Below are 18,136 nucleotides of genomic sequence, written 5' to 3' on the forward strand. Positions count from 1 at the left end.
ACACCGAAGGAGTAGAAATGAAACTATCTGAATTGTTCAACCCGAACGAATTTGCCGTGCGCCATTTGAGCTTTGGCGACGAGGCTGCGCTTTTGGAAGCGCTCGGCGAGAAGAGCATGGACGATTTTGTCGGCAATACCGTGCCGCAAAGCATCCGTATGCCGTCCGAACTCGATTTGCCCGAAGCTTTGACCGAGGCGGACGCGTTGGCGAAATTGAAAGGCATCGCGTCGAAAAACGTGATCAACAAATCCTATATCGGTTTGGGCTATTACCCGACCCGCGTGCCGAACGTGATTTTGCGCAACGTATTGGAAAATCCGGGTTGGTACACTGCCTACACCCCGTATCAAGCGGAAATTGCCCAAGGTCGTTTGGAAGCTTTGTTGAACTTCCAACAAGTGTGTATCGATTTGACCGGTTTCCCTGTGGCAGGCGCGTCTTTGCTGGACGAGGCAACTGCCGCTGCTGAAGCGATGGCGATGGCGCACCGCGTGGGCAAAGTGAAATCCGAGCGTTTCTTTGTGGATGCGCGCGTGTATCCGCAAACTTTGGACGTGATGAAAACCCGCGCCAAATATTTCGGTTTTGAACTGGTGGTTGGAGATTTTGCCCAAGCTGATGACGGCGAATACTTCGGCGCGCTGTTCCAATACGTCGGTAAAGACGGCGACGTACAAGATTTGCAGGATGTTATCGGTCGTCTGAAAGCAAAAGGCACAATCGTGGCCGTTGCCGCCGACATCATGAGCTTGGTTTTGCTGAAGTCTCCGGCTGAACTGGGCGCAGATATTGCTTTGGGCAACACCCAACGCTTCGGCGTGCCAATGGGCTTCGGTGGTCCGCACGCTGCTTATTTCGCGTTTAAAGACGAGTTCAAACGTTCCGCCCCAGGCCGCATCATCGGCGTATCCAAAGACGCATCAGGCAAACCCGCGCTGCGCATGGCGTTGTCCACCCGCGAGCAACATATCCGCCGCGAAAAAGCGACATCCAATATTTGTACCGCACAGGCATTGCTGGCGAACTTGGCCGGTATGTATGCCGTTTACCACGGCCCGGAAGGCGTGAAACGCATTGCCAACCGCATTCATGCGCTGGCTTCTGCCTTTGCCGATGCGCTGGTTTCAGACGGCCTGAATGTGGTTCACAAAGTCTTCTTCGATACCGTTACCGTTGATTTCGGCAGCAAAGAGAAAGCAGACCAAGTGTTTGCCGCTGCTTTGGAGTCGGGTTACAACCTGCGCCGCGTCAACGATACTCAAGTTGCGGCTGCATTCCATGAAACATCGGCATACGAAGATTTGGTTGATTTGTACCGCGCGTTTACCGGCAAGGATACGTTCGCATTTGCCGATGACGTCAAAGGCCGTCTGAATGCCGAATTGCTGCGTCAAGACGACATTCTGCAACATCCCGTATTCAACCGTTACCACACCGAACACGAAATGCTGCGCTATCTGAAGAAACTCGAAGACCGCGACTTGGCGATGAACCGCAGCATGATTTCGCTCGGTAGCTGCACCATGAAGCTCAATGCGACTGCGGAAATGTTGCCGATTACTTGGGCAGAGTTCACCGACATCCACCCCTATGCCCCCAAAGACCAAGCCACAGGCTACCGCGCGCTTTTGACCGACATGGAAAACAGCCTGAAAGCCATCACCGGCTTTGACGCGATTTCCTTCCAGCCCAACTCCGGCGCGCAGGGTGAATACAGCGGCATGCTCTCCATCCGCCGCTATCAAGAAGCCAACGGCGAGGGACACCGCAACATCTGCCTGATTCCCAAATCCGCCCACGGCACCAACCCTGCGACTGCGGCCATGCTGGGTTTGAAAGTCGTCGTTGTCGACACCGACGAACACGGCAACGTCAACATCGACGATTTGAAAGCCAAAGCCGAGCAATACCGCGACGCTTTGTCCGCCATCATGATTACTTACCCGTCCACCCACGGCGTGTACGAAGAAGGCATCCGCGACATCTGCCGCATCATCCATGAAAACGGCGGACAGGTTTACATGGACGGTGCCAACCTCAACGCCCAAATTGGCATCATGCAGCCTGCCGAAGTCGGCGCGGACGTGTTGCACATGAACCTGCACAAAACCTTCTGTATCCCTCACGGCGGCGGCGGTCCGGGCGTCGGTCCTATCGGTTTGAAAGCCCACCTTGCCCCGTTTGCACCGGGACACGCTTTGACCGACACCCACAGCGCCAGTGCCGACCAAACCGCCATTGCTGCTGCGGCCTTCGGTTCTGCGTCTATCCTGCCGATTACCTGGATGTACCTGACCATGATGGGTAAACAAGGCATGGAGCAGGCAACGTGCTGGGCATTGCTCAACGCCAACTACGTTGCCAAACGCCTGAGCGAAGACTATCCGATTCTGTATACAGGCAAAAACGGCCGCGTCGCGCACGAATGTATCGTCGATTTGCGTCCGCTCAAAGCCGAAAGCGGCATCACTGAAACCGACATCGCCAAACGCCTGATGGACTACGGCTTCCACGCGCCGACGGTTTCTTTCCCTGTTGCCGGCACGCTGATGATTGAGCCGACCGAGAGCGAAAGCAAAGCCGAACTCGACCGCTTCATCGCCGCCCTGAAACAAATCAAACAGGAAGTGCTGAAAGTCGAGCGCGGCGAATGGCCGAAAGAGGATAATCCGCTGGTGAACGCTCCGCATACCGCAGCAGATGTAACCGGTGAATGGGCGCATCCGTACTCTCGCGAAGAAGCCGTCTTCCCATTGCCGTTCGTTCGCGAACACAAATTCTGGCCGAGCGTCAAACGGGTAGATGAAGTGTATGGCGACCGCAATCTGGTTTGCTCCTGCTTGCCGATTGACGCATACGAAGAATAAGCCTGAATAGGTTTAAAATTGAACAGGCCGTCTGAAAATGAAAATAGTTTTCAGATGGCCTTTTGTTTGTTAAGATATTCCGCCCGAGAACGTACATTTGTTTTTGGTAAAACAACAAATAAGGCATTCGGAAAGATAGACGGCGAATGCCTTTGTTTGCGGATAAAACCAAACTGCTCTCAACAACGATAAACACAAGGCCGTCTGAAAAACAGGAGGATATGATGGACGAACTTTTTATTCAAACGCTGACGATTGCCGGCTCAGATTCCGGCGGCGGCGCGGGCATACAGGCAGATTTGAAGACATTTCAGATGCGCGGCGTGTTCGGTACCAGCGTACTGACAGCGGTTACCGCACAAAATACTTTGGGCGTATCGGCAGTGCATCCGATACCGACCGACATGATTGCTGCGCAAATTGCCGCGATTCAGGAGGATTTCCAAATCCGTGCCTATAAAATCGGCATGTTGGGTATGGCGGAAATCATCGAATGCGTGGCGGAACAAACCGCCGAATGCGACTTCGGCAAACGCGTGTTGGATCCGGTCATGATTGCCAAAGGCGGAGCGCCGTTGTTGGAAAATTCAGCCGTTGAAGCCATGAAACGCCTGCTGTTGCCGCATACGGACGTATTGACCCCCAATCTGCCCGAAGCGCAGGCATTGACGGGTATCAATATTGAAAACCGCCAAGATGCGGAACGCGCCGCCAAAATTCTTCAGGATTGGGGTGTGAAAAATGTGGTAATTAAGGGTGGCCATCTTGCCGACAGCCAAAGCGAATATTGCACCGACTGGCTGTTTACGCAATATGAAACCATCGAGCTGAACAGCAAACGTTTCCCAACGCCGCATACCCATGGCACGGGCTGCACATTTTCTGCCTGCATCACTGCCGAGTTGGCAAAAGGGTTTAGCGTACCCGAGGCGGTTCAAACGGCAAAAAACTATATTGCCGCCGCCATTTCCTATCCTTTGGGCATCGGTGCAGGGCACGGGCCGGTCAACCACTGGGCGTATCGGGATGAATAATGCGTTCAGACCAATTGTAATTGATTGTATTTTTCAGACGGCCTGACTAGGTTTATCACTTGAAATTGTTTACAATATCGGATTAATGCTTTTACGGATAAAAAAGACACCATGCAAGTTACCTCAAAATGGATAGACGGAATGTGCTTCGTCGGTACAACGGCAAACGGACACAGCGTTGTGATGGAAGGCGCGGCGGCTGAAGGCGAAGTCAAACGCGGCCCTAGCCCGATGGAAATGCTGTTGTTGGGTGTAGCAGGCTGTTCCAGCATCGATGTAGTGATGATTGCCGAGAAACAACGCCAAAAAATCACCGACTGCCGCGCTGAAGTGACTGCCAAACGCGCCGACACCGTGCCGCGCGTGTTTACCGAAATCCATATCCACTTCAAAGTGTATGGCCGGGGTTTGCAAGAAAGCGCGATTGAGCGCGCCGTACAGATGTCTGCCGAAAAATATTGCTCCGCATCGATTATGCTGGGTAAAGCGGCAAAAATGAGCCACAGCTTCGAGATCGTCGAAACAGAATAGGGCGGTTTCAGGATGGGAGTGCCGGAGCGTGAACCGGCTACGCACAAAAAAAGCAGATATATTCACGCATTAACATGAATATATCTGCTTGCTTTTTATTCCTTTTTCTCTCTCTCTATCAGCCTTTATAACTTGGCTTGTTGATCTCATTGTGCAAGTTTCGTTTAACATTGTCAACAATTTTTAATTATATTTTAAACACCCCCGAAAGCTGCAGGTTTGTAAACGCTTGCGCCTTAATACGGATATTGGGGAAACATTATGGATTACGAAAATAATACCAACGTTGCGCCTGCAACTTCATCGCTTATTTTGGAAGAACGTCACGATTCGGAACTCTTCCGCGTGTACGCATTGATTTTGGACGGTATTACCGACCATCTGCTGCTGCCGGGCAAAAAACTGACCGAGTCCGAGCTTTGCCGACAAATGGTTTGCTCCCGCAATACCGTGCGTGGCGCATTATCGCTTTTGGCGCACGATAAAATCGTCGATTTGCAGCCCAACCGCGGCGCATTTGTCCATGTGCCGGACTTGAAAGAAATGAAAGACGTGTTCAACACGCGTATCGAAATGGAAAGCATGATTTTGAGCGTCCTTATCGATATGCCTGATTTGGAAACGCGTCTGCAACCGCTTTATGCCATGATTGAGCAAGAGGGCGCAGCCTCCGAAAGCGGCGACCGCGTGGGTTGGAACCGCCTGTCCAATGCCTTCCATGTCGAATTGGCGCGGCTGCTGGACAACGATGTCCTGTTTGAAATCATGAATACCTTGTGCGCGCGCTCTTCATTGATTGTGGCCGTTTCCGATCCGCTTCGCAAAGAAAAGCGCAACATCGATTCCAATTCGCACCATGAACACCGAGAAATCCTCGATTTATTGCTGGCAGGCAAGCGCAACCGTGTGACCAAAGTCATGCGCCGCCACTTAGGCGCGTGTATGGAACGCTTGGAACAGAAACTCGAGATGTAATCGGTTTGACAATGAAAAAGGCCGTCTGAAATATTCAGACGGCCATTGGTTTATCCCTACAAAACGAAACGCCATGAAACCCAAAATCCAAAGACACGAACATATCCTCACCCTTGTCCGCGAACATAACTTCATGACGGTGGAAGAGTTGGCGGCGAATTTGGATGTTACGCCGCAAACCATACGCCGCGATGTGCAGGAGTTAAGTGAGACCGGACAGCTCAAACGCTATCACGGCGGCGCATCTTTGGGCGATGTTTCAGTCGTAACGGCAGGGCAGGAGCGGCGCAACCATCAGCAGCAGGAAAAAAACGCCATTGCCCGTCTGATTGCTTCCACCATTCCCGACAATGCCTCGCTGTTTATCAGCATCGGTACCACCATGGAAGCCGTCGCCGCCGAGTTGGTTAGACAGCGTAAAAACCTGCGGATTATCACCAACAATATCTACGCCGCCTCCATCACTGCGGCGCGTACCGACTACACGGTTATCATCGCTTCCGGCGTGGTCCGCCCCTTGGATGGCGGTATTACCGGCGTGGCGACCGTCGATTTCATCAACCAATTCAAAGTCGACTATGCCATCATGAGTACCCACGGTATAGAAAACGACGGCTCGCTTTTGGATGACGATTACAAGGAAGTCAGCGTCATGCAGGCGATGGTGAACAATGCCCGCGTGCGCTATCTTGGTGTCGATCACAGCAAATTCAACAGCAATGCCTTGGTCAGACTGGGCGATATCGGCGCATTCGATAAGCTGTTTACCGACCGCACACCATCCGCCGCCATGCAGAAAACCCTAAACGAGCGCGGCGTGGCGTGGCAGGTTGCCGACCCTGTATCAAAGTAGCCAAGTCGGGTACAATTGAGCCATCATTCCATTCCTTTCAGACGGCCTGATTGAATGCTCAGGCCGTCTGAAAACAGAAAATCATTTTCCTATCAAAGAAATATTATGTTGAATAAAGACCAATTCGCGGACAACCACTTTATCCGCACCATCATCGATGAAGACCTCAAAAGCGGGAAACATACAGCCATCCAAACCCGCTTCCCGCCTGAGCCGAACGGTTACTTGCACATCGGCCACGCCAAATCCATCTGCTTGAACTTCGGTTTGGCTTATATTTACGACGGCTTGTGCAACCTGCGTTTCGACGACACCAACCCTGAAAAAGAAAACGACGAATACGTCAATGCCATCAAAGAAGACGTCGAATGGTTGGGCTTCCATTGGGCGGGCGAGCCACGTTTCGCTTCCAACTATTTCGACCAGCTTTACGACTACGCTGTCGGTTTAATCAAAGACGGCAAAGCGTATGTCGATGATTTGACGCCCGAAGAAATGCGCGAATACCGCGGTACGCTGACCGAAGCAGGCAAAAACAGCCCTTACCGCGACCGCAGTATTGAAGAAAACCTCGACCTGTTCACACGCATGAAAAACGGCGAGTTCCCCGACGGCAGCAAAACCTTGCGCCTGAAAATCGATATGGCGGCAGGCAATATCAATATGCGCGACCCCGTCATCTACCGTATCCGCCGCGCCCATCACCACAACACCGGCGACAAATGGTGCATCTATCCGATGTACGACTACACTCACTGCATTTCCGATGCTATCGAAGGCATCACGCATTCCTTGTGTACACTCGAATTTGAAGCACACCGTCCGCTGTACGACTGGGTGTTGGACAACATTCCTGCGCCGCACGCCACACGTCCGCGCCAATACGAGTTTTCCCGTTTGGAGCTTCTGTATTCCATCACGTCCAAACGCAAGCTGAACCAACTGGTTTCAGACGGCCACGTTTCCGGCTGGGACGACCCACGTATGCCGACCATTTCCGGTATGCGCCGCCGCGGTTACACGCCCGAAGGCCTGCGCCTGTTTGCCAAACGCGCCGGTATTTCCAAATCTGAAAACATCGTCGACATGAGCGTGTTGGAAGGCGCGATTCGTGAAGAGTTGGAGAACTCTGCGCCACGCCTGATGGCGGTTTTGAATCCGCTCAAAGTGACCCTGACCAACTTTGAAGCCGGCAAAACCCAAAGCCGCCGTGCCGCGTTCCATCCGAACCACGAAGAAATGGGCGATCGCGAAGTACCTATTTCACAAACCATCTACATCGAAGCCGACGACTTTGCCGAAAATCCGCCCAAAGGCTTCAAACGCCTGGTTCCCGGCGGAGAAGTGCGTTTGCGCCACGGCTATGTGATTAAGTGTGATGAAGTAGTAAAAGACGAGGCAGGCAATGTGGTTGAACTCAAATGCAGCATCGACCACGATACCTTGGGCAAAAATCCCGAAGGCCGCAAAGTTAAAGGCGTGATTCATTGGGTTTCTGCCGAACACGCCGTCGAAATTAAAGTCCGCCTGTACGACCGCCTCTTTACCGTCGAGCGTCCTGATGCCGTGCGCGGCGAAGACGGCAACTATCTGCCGTTTACCGATTTCCTCAATCCAGAATCCATCAAGGAAATCACTGCCTACGCCGAACCTGTCGCAAAAGATCTGCCGGCAGAAAGCCGTTGGCAGTTTGAACGCATCGGCTACTTCGTAACCGACCGCAAAGACCACAGCAAAGACATGCCGGTGTTTAACCGCACGGTGACGCTGAAAGATTCTTGGCAGCCTAAGTAATCTGTTTGCAGTCGCTATATTGAAGGCCGTCTGAAAACTTGAAATCCGGTTTTCAGACGGCCTTTGTCGATAAAGGGATAAGATGGAACGTTATTCTGTACATTTGAAACTGCTGGGAATGGCGGTGTTGTGGGGTGCGTCTTGGCCGATGGGGCGGATGTTGGGGCAGTCGCTGCCGCCGCTGACGGGCGGGGCGGTTCGGTTTGTCTTGGCTTCGGTTTTGTTGTTGGGCTGGTTGTTTGCGCGCAGCAGGTTCGCGACTTTGGCGGCTTTGTCGGCGCGGCAATGGCTGGGTTTGACGGCAGCCGCTTCTGTTGGCGTGTGCGGTTATGCGGTGTTTTTTATGCTGGGTTTGCAGACTATGCCGGCAGGCAAGGCGGCGGTAGTCGTGGCGGTGAATCCGGTATTGACACTGCTGTTGGCAACTTGGTTTTTCGGCGAGCGTTTAAATGTGAAGATTTTGGCGGGTATGCTGCTGGCGGTCGGCGGTGCCATTATGGTGGTAACGCAAGGGCAGCCGTTGACAGTGTTATCGGGCGGCATCAAGGCAGGAGAGTGGCTGATTTTCGGTTGCGTGGTTTGTTGGGCGGCTTATACTTTAATTGGTCGCGCGGTTTTGCGTGGGATAGATGTGCTGACGGTAACGACGGCAACGTCGTTCATTGGTGCGTTGATGTTGTCGGTGGTGGCGTTGTGGACGGACGGAATGCCGTTTGAGGCGATAGCGGCAATGGATGGGCGAGGCTGGACAGCCTTGGCGTGGCTGGTCATCGGCGCGACGGTATTGGCCTACGCGTGGTATTTCGAAGGCGTGAAGACTTTGGGTGCAGGCAGCGCGGCGGCGTATATTACGCTCGTGCCGATTTTCGGTGTGCTGTCTTCGGCGTGGTTTTTGGGCGAACCGCTGCATATTTCGCTGGTTGCGGGCTGTGCGGCAGCGGTCGGCGGCATGACGCTGATGCGGTACGGGCAAAAGGCCGTCTGAAGTTGGGTAAATACTCGGATTTTGGTCGATAGGGTTGCGATTGCCAAGCTGTTGCCGGCCATAATCTTATTGCATGGTAAGATTATAGTCTCGGCTCAGTGTTCGATTTAAAAATTTGACACCCTGCCTCCAACTGCCTAAAATTCAACTTTCTCAAAAATCTACCGTATCCTGCGGCACGATTTCATACTTTCAGACGGCCTTTGTGCCATCTCTCTGATACTATTCAAAATATATCAATACTATGCACGTTTCAGAACTCCAAACCCTCCACATTTCCAAACTCTTGGAAATGGCAGAAGAACATGGCATTGAAAACGCCAACCGTTTCCGCAAACAAGACCTCGTTTTTGCCATCGTCCGCCAGATGATGAAGCAAAATGTCAGCTTTACCTGTTCCGGCACACTCGAAATCCTGCCCGACGGCTTCGGTTTCCTGCGCAGCGCAGATACTTCTTACCTTGCCGGTCCTGACGATATTTATGTTTCGCCCACGCAAATCCGCCGCTTCAATCTGCACACCGGTGACACCATCGAAGGCAGCGTGCGCGTACCTAAAGACAACGAACGCTATTTCGCACTTGTCCGCCTCGATACCATCAACGGCGATCAGCCTGAAGTCTGCAAACACAAAATCCTCTTTGAAAACCTCACGCCTTTATTCCCAACCGAACAATTCAAACTTGAGCGCGACATCAAAGCCGAAGAGAATCTGACCGGCCGCGCTATCGACTTGGTTTCCCCAATCGGTAAAGGCCAACGTGCATTGTTGGTGGCGCCGCCTAAAACCGGTAAGACCGTGATGTTGCAAAACATTGCCCACGCTATTACCGCCAATTATCCCGATGTCGAGCTGATTGTCCTGTTGATTGACGAGCGTCCGGAAGAAGTGACCGAAATGAGCCGTTCTGTACGCGGCGAAGTCGTTTCCTCTACGTTTGATGAACCGGCGCAACGCCATGTACAAGTGGCCGAGATGGTGATTGAAAAAGCCAAACGTATGGTTGAACACAAAAAAGACGTGGTCATCCTGCTGGATTCGATTACCCGTTTGGCGCGCGCCTACAATACCGTTGTGCCGACTTCGGGCAAAATCTTGACCGGCGGTGTCGATGCCAACGCCTTGCACCGTCCGAAACGCTTCTTCGGCGCAGCGCGTAATGTGGAAGAGGGCGGTTCGCTTACCATTATTGCGACAGCGCTTGTTGAAACCGGTAGCCGCATGGACGACGTGATTTACGAAGAGTTCAAAGGCACGGGCAATATGGAATTGCACCTTGACCGCCGTATGGCCGAAAAACGCCTGTTCCCGGCCATTAGTATCAATAAATCCGGTACGCGCCGCGAAGAATTGCTGGTGCCGAACGATCAGTTGCAACGCATGTGGCTCTTGCGCAAATTCCTGCATCCTATGGACGAAATCGAAGCGACCGAGTTTTTGGTGGGCAAACTCAAAGACTCTAAAAATAACGACGATTTCTTTGAATTGATGCGCGGTAAATAAGCATAAGGCCGTCTGAATATGTTTCAGACGGCCTTTACTTTGCTTGAGGAACCTTTATGACCATCCGAATGAATTGGCAAAACTTATTATCCACCCAACGCTTCCGTACTAAAAACGGCGAAATCGTGCCGACCGTTACCCCTTCGACTCAAGAAGGTGCCGATGCCTTGCGTACGGATTTTCACATCGACTACGACCGGGTTGTTTTTTCCGGAGCCTTCCGCCGCCTTGGCCGTAAAACACAGGTGCATCCGCTGGCGCAACATGACTTGACGCACAACCGCCTGACGCACAGCGTTGAAGTTGCCAGCGTGGGCAGGAGCTTGGGCAACCGCGTGGGCGTGATGTTGCATAACGGCGGTTTTCTGCCGCAGGGCAATACGCCCAGCGATATTGGTGCCGTGGTGCAGGTTGCCTGTTTGGCTCATGATTTGGGCAATCCGCCGTTTGGCCATACCGGCGAAGATGCTTTGCGTGATTGGTTCAGACGGCCTGAACATCAAATTTATCTGAACACATTAAACGAAGCGGAACGCAACGATATTCAAACCTATGAAGGCAATGCGCATAGCCTGCGTATCGTCGCCAGCCTTGAAATGTATCCGGAGGCAGGCGGAATGCGCCTGACTGCGGCAGCCATCGGCGCATTGCTGAAGTATCCGTGGACAACGCAACATCCAAACGGCAGAAAGAAATTCAATATTTATCAAACCGAGTTGCCGTTTATCCGTCAAGTTGCCGACGAATTGGGGCTGGTTTCCGCGGGAGTAGACAGCTGGGCGCGCCATCCTTTGTCTTATTTGATGGAGGCTGCCGACGATATTTGCTATGCCTTGCTGGATTTGGAAGATGCCGTCGAATTGGATTTGCTCACGGATACGGAAGTAGAAAGTATTTTGTCCGAGCTGACCTTTGCCGAAAGCGCATGGCACGCCAGCTCCAGCCGTCAGCGTTGCGCCATGTTGCGCGGCATTGCGATCGGCAAGGCGATTGATGATGTCGCGCAAACCTTTATGCTGCATCAGTCCGACTTGTTGGACGGAACATTCAAAGGCAAAGACCTGCTTGCTCTGTGCAGCCCGCAAGTGCAAAACACTTTGGCAAAAGCGAAAGAATTGGCACAAACACGGATTTTCCGCCATCACACCAAGCTCTTGACCGAGATTGCCACGTTCCCATGCTTAGGCTCCATCTTAGATTTGCTCGTCCCTGCCGCCTATGCCCTGATTGCAGAAAAACAGTTAGCAACGCGTCAGTCTTTGGCGTTGGAATTATTGAAAAAGCACAATCCGATTCTTCCTGAAGACAGTCTGTATCAGGCCTATATGAAGATTTTGGATTTTGTCGGCGGCATGACCGATAACTCCGCCGCTAAAATGGCGCAGGATTTGTCAGGAGTAGGGATTTTACGTTAATTTTATATTGTTTAACTTCAATTGGTTAAATAAAAATATAAAAAGTTTCTGTGAAAAGAGTAGACAGGCTTTAGTAAAGCCTATATCATTCGGTCTTCTTGATTCACAACGCACTTGCGAAGTGATGAGGATGCACCCGTAGCTCAGTTGGATAGAGTATCTGGCTACGAACCAGAGGGTCGGGCGTTCGAATCGCTCCGGGTGCGCCACAAGATTTATCCGCGCCCATCGTCTAGCGGTTAGGACATCGCCCTTTCACGGCGGTAACCGGGGTTCGATTCCCCGTGGGCGTGCCAGTTTTCAAAAAAAACGCAATCTGTTTCAGATTGCGTTTTTTTATTGCATTTACTGTTTGTGTTCTAAGGCCGTCTGAAATGCTCAGCAACTCAAGAGACAGAAGTGTGTAAAATCAATTGCCCTGAATTTTGTCATCTCTATGCGCTTTTCAATCTCATTTTACCATTGTCAAAACCCGATTTATTGACAACAGTATTCATCTTAAGAGTTCCTAAACCTGAATTTACATGATTTCATATTTATAATTTCTTGATTTTAGAAAATAAAAATATTTATTTGAACTTTTCTTAAAAAATGCCGTCTGAGATAAAGACAAGACGGAATATCTCTGTTAATGTGTAAATGTCAGCCGGCGTTTGCCGGTTTTTTATTGAAACCATTTGGGAGTCAATTATGAATATGAATGTTAAATTAATCGTTCCTGCCGTTTTGGCGGCTGTTGCCCTGACTGCATGTAGCAGCGGTTCTAAAGCTAAACCTGAAGCTAAAGCTGCGCCTACTGCGCAACAACAAACTCAAGCTCAGGCTCAACAAGCTCAAGCTCCAGTACCTAATACTTTGAAAGTAGACTCTATCGACGGTACTAAAGAAGTTCACTACAAATGCGGTAAAGACGGCAAAGAGCCTCTGAGCGTAATGTATGGCTTCAAAGGCAACGAAGTTGTTGCTGCACAAGTAAAATACAAAGGCCAAGTAACTGAAAACCTGTTCCGTATTACTGACAGCAGCAAAGATGTAAACGCATTCTGGGGCGGCAATGTTGCTTGGATTGCTGAAGCAGCCACTGCAGCCAACGTGGACAAAGTTGATGGCAACATGCTGACTATCCGCGGTACTACCGAAGTAAATGGCAAACAAGAAGTGGTTGACCAAATCGCTACCCGTTTCTGCGCATTGGACAAAGGCGCGAAAGCTGCCGCTAAACCAGCTGCTAAAAAAGTGAAAAAATAATCTTTTACCGACAGCTTTAAACGCTGGGTAAAATAAAACAGGCCGTCTGAAAAGTTTTCAGACGGCCTGTTCTTTTGAGCAGTTTAACCCAAGAACCAGAATTTCAATGCCCACAACACGGCGACAATCCATACCATAGGCGGTACGTCTTGAGTGCGGTTGCACAAGAGTTTGATGAGTGCATAGCTGATAAAGCCAAACGCAATACCGTCGGCAATCGAGTAGGTAAACGGCATGAAGACGATGGTCAGGAATGCCGGTGCGGCTTCGGTCATGTCGTCCCAATCGATTTCACGCGCGCTGCGCAACATTTGCGCGCCAACATAGAGCAGGGCGGGTGCGGTAGCGAATGCAGGAATGCTTTGAACCAGCGGGGAGAAAATCAGACAGGCAAGCATCAGTACGCCGACGGTAACGGCAGTCAGGCCGGTACGGCCGCCGGCAGAAACGCCTGCCGCGCTTTCAACGTAAGGGGTGGTAGAAGAAGTACCCAAGGCGGCGCCTGCAACGATGGCGGTAGAGTCGGCAAGCAGGGCGCGTTTCAAACGCGGCAGTTTGCCGTCTTGCAACAGGCCTGCGCGGTGGGAAACGCCGACCAATGTGCCGGTAGAGTCAAACAGGTCAACCAGGAAGAATACAAAAATCACGCTGACCATGCTGACGGTGAATAAGCCTTTGAAGTCCATCTGCATGAATGTTGGTGCAATGCTCGGAACTTCGCCGACCACGCCTTTGAACTCGCTCAAGCCCAAGATGGTGGAGACGGCGGTCAGCGTTAGAATGGTAATGATGATAGAGCCTTTAACGCGGAAGTGGCCAAGTGCAACCACCATGACAAAGCCTGCCATCGCCAGCAGGGCGGTGGGCTGGTGGATGTCGCCCAAGCCGACCAATGTGGCAGGATTAGCCACAATCACGCCTGCGCCTTTGAGTGCAATCAATGCCAAGAAGAGGCCGATACCTGCGGCAATCGACATTTTCAAGCCCATAGGCAGGGCGTTGACCAGCATTTCGCGTACTTTAAAGAAGCTGAACAGGATGAAAATAATGCCTGAAATGAAAACGGCACCCAAAGCCACACGCCAGTCCACGCCCATGCCTTTGACGACGGCAAAGGTAAAGTAGGCGTTCAAACCCATGCCCGGAGCGAGGGCAATCGGGTAGTTGCCGACAAAGCCCATCACGAAACAGCCGATGGCGGAGGCGATACAGGTGGCCACAAATACTGCGCCCATATCCATGCCGGTTTCGCCCAAAATCAGGGGATTGACGATGATGATGTAGCACATGGCGAGGAAGGTTGTCACACCGGCCATAATTTCCGTGCGGACGTTGGTCTGATTGGCGTTGAGGTTGAATAATCTTTCCAAAACGCTTTGATTTGAAGAACTCATTTCGAGATATTCCTTTGGGGAAAGCCGTTTAAGGACGGTATCAGCGGGTTTAACTGCCGGAAGCTCGGATTTGCTCCTTAACTTCTCAACAGATAAGGGAATTTTCGGGCGGTATTATACTGAAAAGCCTTTTGTTCGGGTAATAAAAATACATGAATCAGATAATGCCGGGCCAAGCCAAGATAAAGGCCGTCTGAACAGTTTCAGACGGCCTTTGTTTGTGTGTGCTTATACCGGTTTGCCTTTCAGGGAGAAGGTGTAGGCTTCGGTGATTTCCAAATCGATCATTTGGTTGATCATGTCGGGTGTGCCGGTAAAGTTGACCACGCGGTTGTTGGCGGTACGGGCTTGCAGTTGGTCAGGGTCTTTTTTGGAGATACCTTCAACCAAGCAGCGTTGAACCGTGCCGATCATGGTTTGATTGATGCGCGCGGTTTCGGCTTCGATGACTTCGTTCAAAGCTTCGAGGCGGCGCACTTTTTCTTCGTGCGGCGTGTCGTCGTGCAGGTTGGCGGCAGGCGTACCTGGGCGCGGACTGTAAATAAAGACGAAGCTCAAGTCGAAGGCAATGTCTTTCACCAGTTTCAAGGTTTGCTCGAACTCGCGCTCGGTCTCGCCCGGGAAGCCGACGATAAAGTCGGAGCTGAGGCACAAATCAGGACGGATGGCGCGCAGTTTGCGGATGATGGATTTGTATTCCAAGGCGGTGTAGCCGCGTTTCATTGCGCTCAATACGCGGTCGGAACCGCTTTGAATCGGCAGGTGCAGGTGGGAAACCAGCTTCGGCAGGTCGCGGTAGCACTCGATAATCGCGTCGGTAAATTCGCGCGGATGGCTGGTGGTAAAGCGCAGGCGTTCGATGCCGGGGATTTCGTGGACGATGCGCAACAAAGTGGCAAAGTCGCAGATTTCGCCGTTTTCCATTTCGCCGCGATAGGCATTGACGTTTTGGCCTAAGAGGTTGATTTCTTTAACGCCTTGTTGCGCCAAACCGGCAATTTCGGTCAATACGTCGTTGAGCGGGCGGGAGAATTCTTCGCCGCGGGTATAAGGGACGACGCAGTAAGAGCAGTATTTGGAACAGCCTTCCATAATGGAAATGAATGCCGAACCGCCTTCTACGCGCGCAGGCGGCAGGTGGTCGAATTTCTCGATTTCGGGGAAGGAAATGTCGATTTGAGACAGACCGGTGGTTTCTTTATCGACGATGAGTTTGGGCAGGCGGTGCAGCGTTTGCGGGCCGAAAACCACGTCCACATACGGAGCGCGTTTGACGATGTTCTCACCTTCTTGAGAGGCAACGCAGCCGGCAACGCCGATGATGAGGTCGGGATTTTTTTCTTTGAGCGGACGTACGCGGCCTAAGTCGGAGAAGACTTTCTCTTGCGCTTTTTCACGCACGGAGCAGGTGTTGAACAAGATGATGTCGGCGTCGTCAGGTTGGGTAACCTGCTCGATGCCGCCGTGTTCTTCGGCGAGGACGGACAGCATTTTTTCGCTGTCGTACTCGTTCATTTGGCACCCGAAGGTGCGGATAAATACTTTTTTCATGGTTTGTTTTGATTGACTTGCTTGTTGTAAAAGGGTTCAGACGGCCTGTGCAATACTCTGGTCGTCTGAAAAATTATTCTTCCGCCTTTTTCTGCTTTTTGGCGTGTTCGATGAACCTGTCGGCCTCGGCGTCGGTCAAAATCCAGATTTCGCGGACGAGGCGGCTTTCTTCGTTGTATTTGAACGCAACGGCTTTGCCGGTTTGATTCAGCAGGCGGCCCATGGGGATGAAACGGTCGTTTTCATCGTGGATTTTGGTGAAGCGGGTGATTTGCAGTTTGGCTGCGTTGCCGTCCACAATGCCCAAGGTCAGCAGGCGCGTCCAAGAAAAACCGCCTTTGCTGACTTTCAGATAAGGCAGATCGACGGTTTTTAAAACGGCCACATCCATATCGTCAGGCAGGCTGCGTTGTGCATGGACGAGGGAGGACGCCAAAAGGGCGAGGCTGAGTATGAATCCGCGTAACATGATGCTTTTCTTTTATTGTTTCAATAGGTCGCGGATTATAGCACAAGCAGGAAAAATATGGATAGAGTGTTTGTTTTTAAAGAATAATTTTGATTTTGCGCCCGATTCTTATTTTGAAGCCTGGGCCGTCTGAAAAGGATTTGGTGTTAAAATGGCATCGATTTGATTTTCAGACGACCTCTTACGAAAGAATTGACCATGAACCGTAATGAAAGCTTGTTCAACCGCGCCAAAGCCATTATTCCCGGCGGCGTGAACTCTCCTGTGCGCGCATTCGGCAGCGTCGGCGGCGTACCGCGCTTTATCAAAAAGGCAGAAGGCGCGTATGTTTGGGACGAAAACGGCACGCGTTATACCGACTATGTCGGCTCTTGGGGCCCTGCGATTGTCGGCCATGCCCATCCCGAAGTCATTGAAGCCGTGCGCGAAGCAGCATTGGGCGGTTTGTCGTTTGGTGCGCCGACTGAAGGCGAAATTGTCATTGCCGAAGAAATCGCTAAAATCATGCCGTCCGTCGAGCAGCTGCGCCTTGTCAGCTCCGGCACGGAAGCAACGATGACCGCCATCCGTCTGGCACGCGGTTTTACCGGACGCGACAAAATCATCAAGTTTGAAGGCTGCTACCACGGCCATTCCGACAGCCTGTTGGTGAAAGCAGGCAGCGGTCTGCTGACGTTTGGCAACCCTTCTTCCGCCGGTGTGCCTGCCGACTTTACCAAACACACTTTGGTACTCGAATACAACAATATCGCCCAACTGGAAGAAGCCTTTGCCCAAAGCGGCAATGACATTGCCTGTGTGATTTTGGAGCCTTTTGTCGGCAATATGAATCTGGTTAGGCCGTCTGAAGCCTTTGTCAAAGCCTTGCGCGAATTGACTGAAAAACACGGTGCCGTGTTGATTTACGACGAAGTGATGACCGGTTTCCGCGTGGCGCTGGGCGGTGCGCAATCTTTGCACGGCATCAAGCCTGATTTGACCACCATGGGCAAAGTGATCGGCGGCGGTATGCCTTTGGCGGCGTTCGGTGGCCGTAAAGACATTATGGAATGTATTTCCCCGTTGGGCGGCGTGTATCAGGCAGGCACATTGTCCGGTAATCCGATTGCGGTTGCGGCCGGTTTGAAAACGCTGGAAATCATTCAGCGCGAAGGCTTCTATGAAAACCTGACTGCCCTGACCCAACGCCTCGCCAACGGTATTGCCGACGCGGCTAAAGCGCATGGCGTTGAATTTACGGCGGACAGCGTGGGCGGTATGTTTGGTTTGTATTTTGCCAGCCATACGCCGCAAAACTATGCCGACATGGCGCGTTCCAATATCGACGGTTTCAAACATTTCTTCCACGGTATGCTCGACCGCAATGTCGCATTCGGCCCGTCAGCTTACGAAGCCGGTTTTGTTTCCGCCGCGCATACGCCTGAGCTGATTGACGAAACCATTGCTGTGGCACACGAAGTGTTCAAAGAAATGGCAAAATAAAAGCTGAAGTTGTCATGTGAAAATGAAAAAA

At 51.7% G+C, this 18,136-nt stretch carries 14 protein-coding genes and 2 tRNA genes; 13 read left to right on the top strand and 3 right to left on the bottom strand.

Annotation, left to right across the window (positions count from 1 at the left end; all coding sequences use genetic code 11):
- The first annotated feature begins 17 nt into the window (after window positions 1–17).
- The 12 genes from gcvP to ACTHUR_RS06640 all read left to right on the top strand — a co-directional run bounded on the left by gcvP (window position 18) and on the right by ACTHUR_RS06640 (window position 13,209).
- The gene (gcvP, locus tag ACTHUR_RS06585) at window positions 18–2,870 is read left to right on the top strand and encodes an aminomethyl-transferring glycine dehydrogenase (RefSeq protein ID WP_440361202.1); all 2,853 of its coding nucleotides are present in this window, start codon (window positions 18–20) and stop codon (window positions 2,868–2,870) included.
- A 224-nt stretch (window positions 2,871–3,094) separates the two neighbouring features.
- Entirely contained in the window at window positions 3,095–3,904 is an 810-nt protein-coding gene (thiD, locus tag ACTHUR_RS06590) for a bifunctional hydroxymethylpyrimidine kinase/phosphomethylpyrimidine kinase (RefSeq protein ID WP_440361217.1), read from the top strand.
- Between the two features lie 111 nt (window positions 3,905–4,015).
- Window positions 4,016–4,435, top strand: coding sequence for an OsmC family protein (locus ACTHUR_RS06595; protein ID WP_070873648.1), 420 nt, complete (start codon window positions 4,016–4,018; stop codon window positions 4,433–4,435).
- Window positions 4,436–4,696: 261 nt separating this feature from the next.
- Window positions 4,697–5,410: a GntR family transcriptional regulator gene (locus ACTHUR_RS06600; protein ID WP_004519550.1), complete on the top strand. Its 714-nt coding sequence runs from the start codon at window positions 4,697–4,699 to the stop codon at window positions 5,408–5,410.
- Window positions 5,411–5,483: 73 nt separating this feature from the next.
- The gene (locus tag ACTHUR_RS06605) at window positions 5,484–6,263 is read left to right on the top strand and encodes a DeoR/GlpR family DNA-binding transcription regulator (protein ID WP_004519551.1); all 780 of its coding nucleotides are present in this window, start codon (window positions 5,484–5,486) and stop codon (window positions 6,261–6,263) included.
- A 105-nt stretch (window positions 6,264–6,368) separates the two neighbouring features.
- Entirely contained in the window at window positions 6,369–8,057 is a 1,689-nt protein-coding gene (locus ACTHUR_RS06610; protein WP_004519552.1) for a glutamine--tRNA ligase/YqeY domain fusion protein, read from the top strand.
- 82 nt (window positions 8,058–8,139) lie between these two features.
- The gene (locus ACTHUR_RS06615; RefSeq protein WP_004519553.1) at window positions 8,140–9,042 is read left to right on the top strand and encodes a DMT family transporter; all 903 of its coding nucleotides are present in this window, start codon (window positions 8,140–8,142) and stop codon (window positions 9,040–9,042) included.
- 244 nt (window positions 9,043–9,286) lie between these two features.
- Complete coding sequence (gene rho, locus ACTHUR_RS06620) at window positions 9,287–10,546, top strand: transcription termination factor Rho (protein WP_003680905.1); 1,260 nt, start codon at window positions 9,287–9,289, stop codon at window positions 10,544–10,546.
- Between the two features lie 56 nt (window positions 10,547–10,602).
- Window positions 10,603–11,961 carry a deoxyguanosinetriphosphate triphosphohydrolase gene (locus ACTHUR_RS06625; RefSeq protein WP_049336415.1) on the top strand — a complete coding sequence of 453 codons (1,359 nt, stop codon included), beginning with the start codon at window positions 10,603–10,605 and terminating at the stop codon, window positions 11,959–11,961.
- A gap of 132 nt (window positions 11,962–12,093) precedes the next feature.
- Window positions 12,094–12,170 (top strand) — tRNA-Arg (locus ACTHUR_RS06630).
- A gap of 12 nt (window positions 12,171–12,182) precedes the next feature.
- Window positions 12,183–12,257 (top strand) — tRNA-Glu (locus tag ACTHUR_RS06635).
- Window positions 12,258–12,651: 394 nt separating this feature from the next.
- A complete protein-coding gene (locus ACTHUR_RS06640; RefSeq protein ID WP_039862107.1) occupies window positions 12,652–13,209 on the top strand; it encodes a hypothetical protein in 558 nt (185 codons plus the stop codon).
- Between the two features lie 83 nt (window positions 13,210–13,292).
- On the opposite strand, the gene ACTHUR_RS06645 is transcribed toward ACTHUR_RS06640, so the two are convergent.
- The 3 genes from ACTHUR_RS06645 to ACTHUR_RS06655 form a co-directional block, all read right to left on the bottom strand.
- Window positions 13,293–14,603, bottom strand: a complete 1,311-nt coding sequence (locus ACTHUR_RS06645; RefSeq protein ID WP_004519556.1) for an NCS2 family permease — start codon at window positions 14,601–14,603, stop codon at window positions 13,293–13,295.
- Between the two features lie 228 nt (window positions 14,604–14,831).
- Entirely contained in the window at window positions 14,832–16,154 is a 1,323-nt protein-coding gene (miaB, locus tag ACTHUR_RS06650; RefSeq protein ID WP_003684389.1) for a tRNA (N6-isopentenyl adenosine(37)-C2)-methylthiotransferase MiaB, read from the bottom strand.
- A gap of 73 nt (window positions 16,155–16,227) precedes the next feature.
- Window positions 16,228–16,623 carry a hypothetical protein gene (locus ACTHUR_RS06655; RefSeq protein ID WP_049333912.1) on the bottom strand — a complete coding sequence of 132 codons (396 nt, stop codon included), beginning with the start codon at window positions 16,621–16,623 and terminating at the stop codon, window positions 16,228–16,230.
- A gap of 198 nt (window positions 16,624–16,821) precedes the next feature.
- On the opposite strand from ACTHUR_RS06655, the gene hemL reads away from it, so the two are divergent.
- Entirely contained in the window at window positions 16,822–18,105 is a 1,284-nt protein-coding gene (gene hemL / locus ACTHUR_RS06660) for a glutamate-1-semialdehyde 2,1-aminomutase (protein ID WP_049336068.1), read from the top strand.
- Window positions 18,106–18,136: the final 31 nt, after the last annotated feature.

The sequence above is a fragment of the Neisseria sp. P0021.S007 genome (genome assembly GCF_051956855.1).

Bases quoted from the DNA above. Each gene is read 5' to 3' on its own strand.
- gcvP (WP_440361202.1), top strand. From the start codon at position 18: ATGAAACTATCTGAATTGTTCAACCCGAACGAATTTGCCGTGCGCCAT.
- thiD (WP_440361217.1), top strand. From the start codon at position 3,095: ATGGACGAACTTTTTATTCAAACGCTGACGATTGCCGGCTCAGATTCC.
- ACTHUR_RS06595 (WP_070873648.1), top strand. From the start codon at position 4,016: ATGCAAGTTACCTCAAAATGGATAGACGGAATGTGCTTCGTCGGTACA.
- ACTHUR_RS06600 (WP_004519550.1), top strand. From the start codon at position 4,697: ATGGATTACGAAAATAATACCAACGTTGCGCCTGCAACTTCATCGCTT.
- ACTHUR_RS06605 (WP_004519551.1), top strand. From the start codon at position 5,484: ATGAAACCCAAAATCCAAAGACACGAACATATCCTCACCCTTGTCCGC.
- ACTHUR_RS06610 (WP_004519552.1), top strand. From the start codon at position 6,369: ATGTTGAATAAAGACCAATTCGCGGACAACCACTTTATCCGCACCATC.
- ACTHUR_RS06615 (WP_004519553.1), top strand. From the start codon at position 8,140: ATGGAACGTTATTCTGTACATTTGAAACTGCTGGGAATGGCGGTGTTG.
- rho (WP_003680905.1), top strand. From the start codon at position 9,287: ATGCACGTTTCAGAACTCCAAACCCTCCACATTTCCAAACTCTTGGAA.
- ACTHUR_RS06625 (WP_049336415.1), top strand. From the start codon at position 10,603: ATGACCATCCGAATGAATTGGCAAAACTTATTATCCACCCAACGCTTC.
- ACTHUR_RS06640 (WP_039862107.1), top strand. From the start codon at position 12,652: ATGAATATGAATGTTAAATTAATCGTTCCTGCCGTTTTGGCGGCTGTT.
- ACTHUR_RS06645 (WP_004519556.1), bottom strand. From the start codon at position 14,603: ATGAGTTCTTCAAATCAAAGCGTTTTGGAAAGATTATTCAACCTCAAC.
- miaB (WP_003684389.1), bottom strand. From the start codon at position 16,154: ATGAAAAAAGTATTTATCCGCACCTTCGGGTGCCAAATGAACGAGTAC.
- ACTHUR_RS06655 (WP_049333912.1), bottom strand. From the start codon at position 16,623: ATGTTACGCGGATTCATACTCAGCCTCGCCCTTTTGGCGTCCTCCCTC.
- hemL (WP_049336068.1), top strand. From the start codon at position 16,822: ATGAACCGTAATGAAAGCTTGTTCAACCGCGCCAAAGCCATTATTCCC.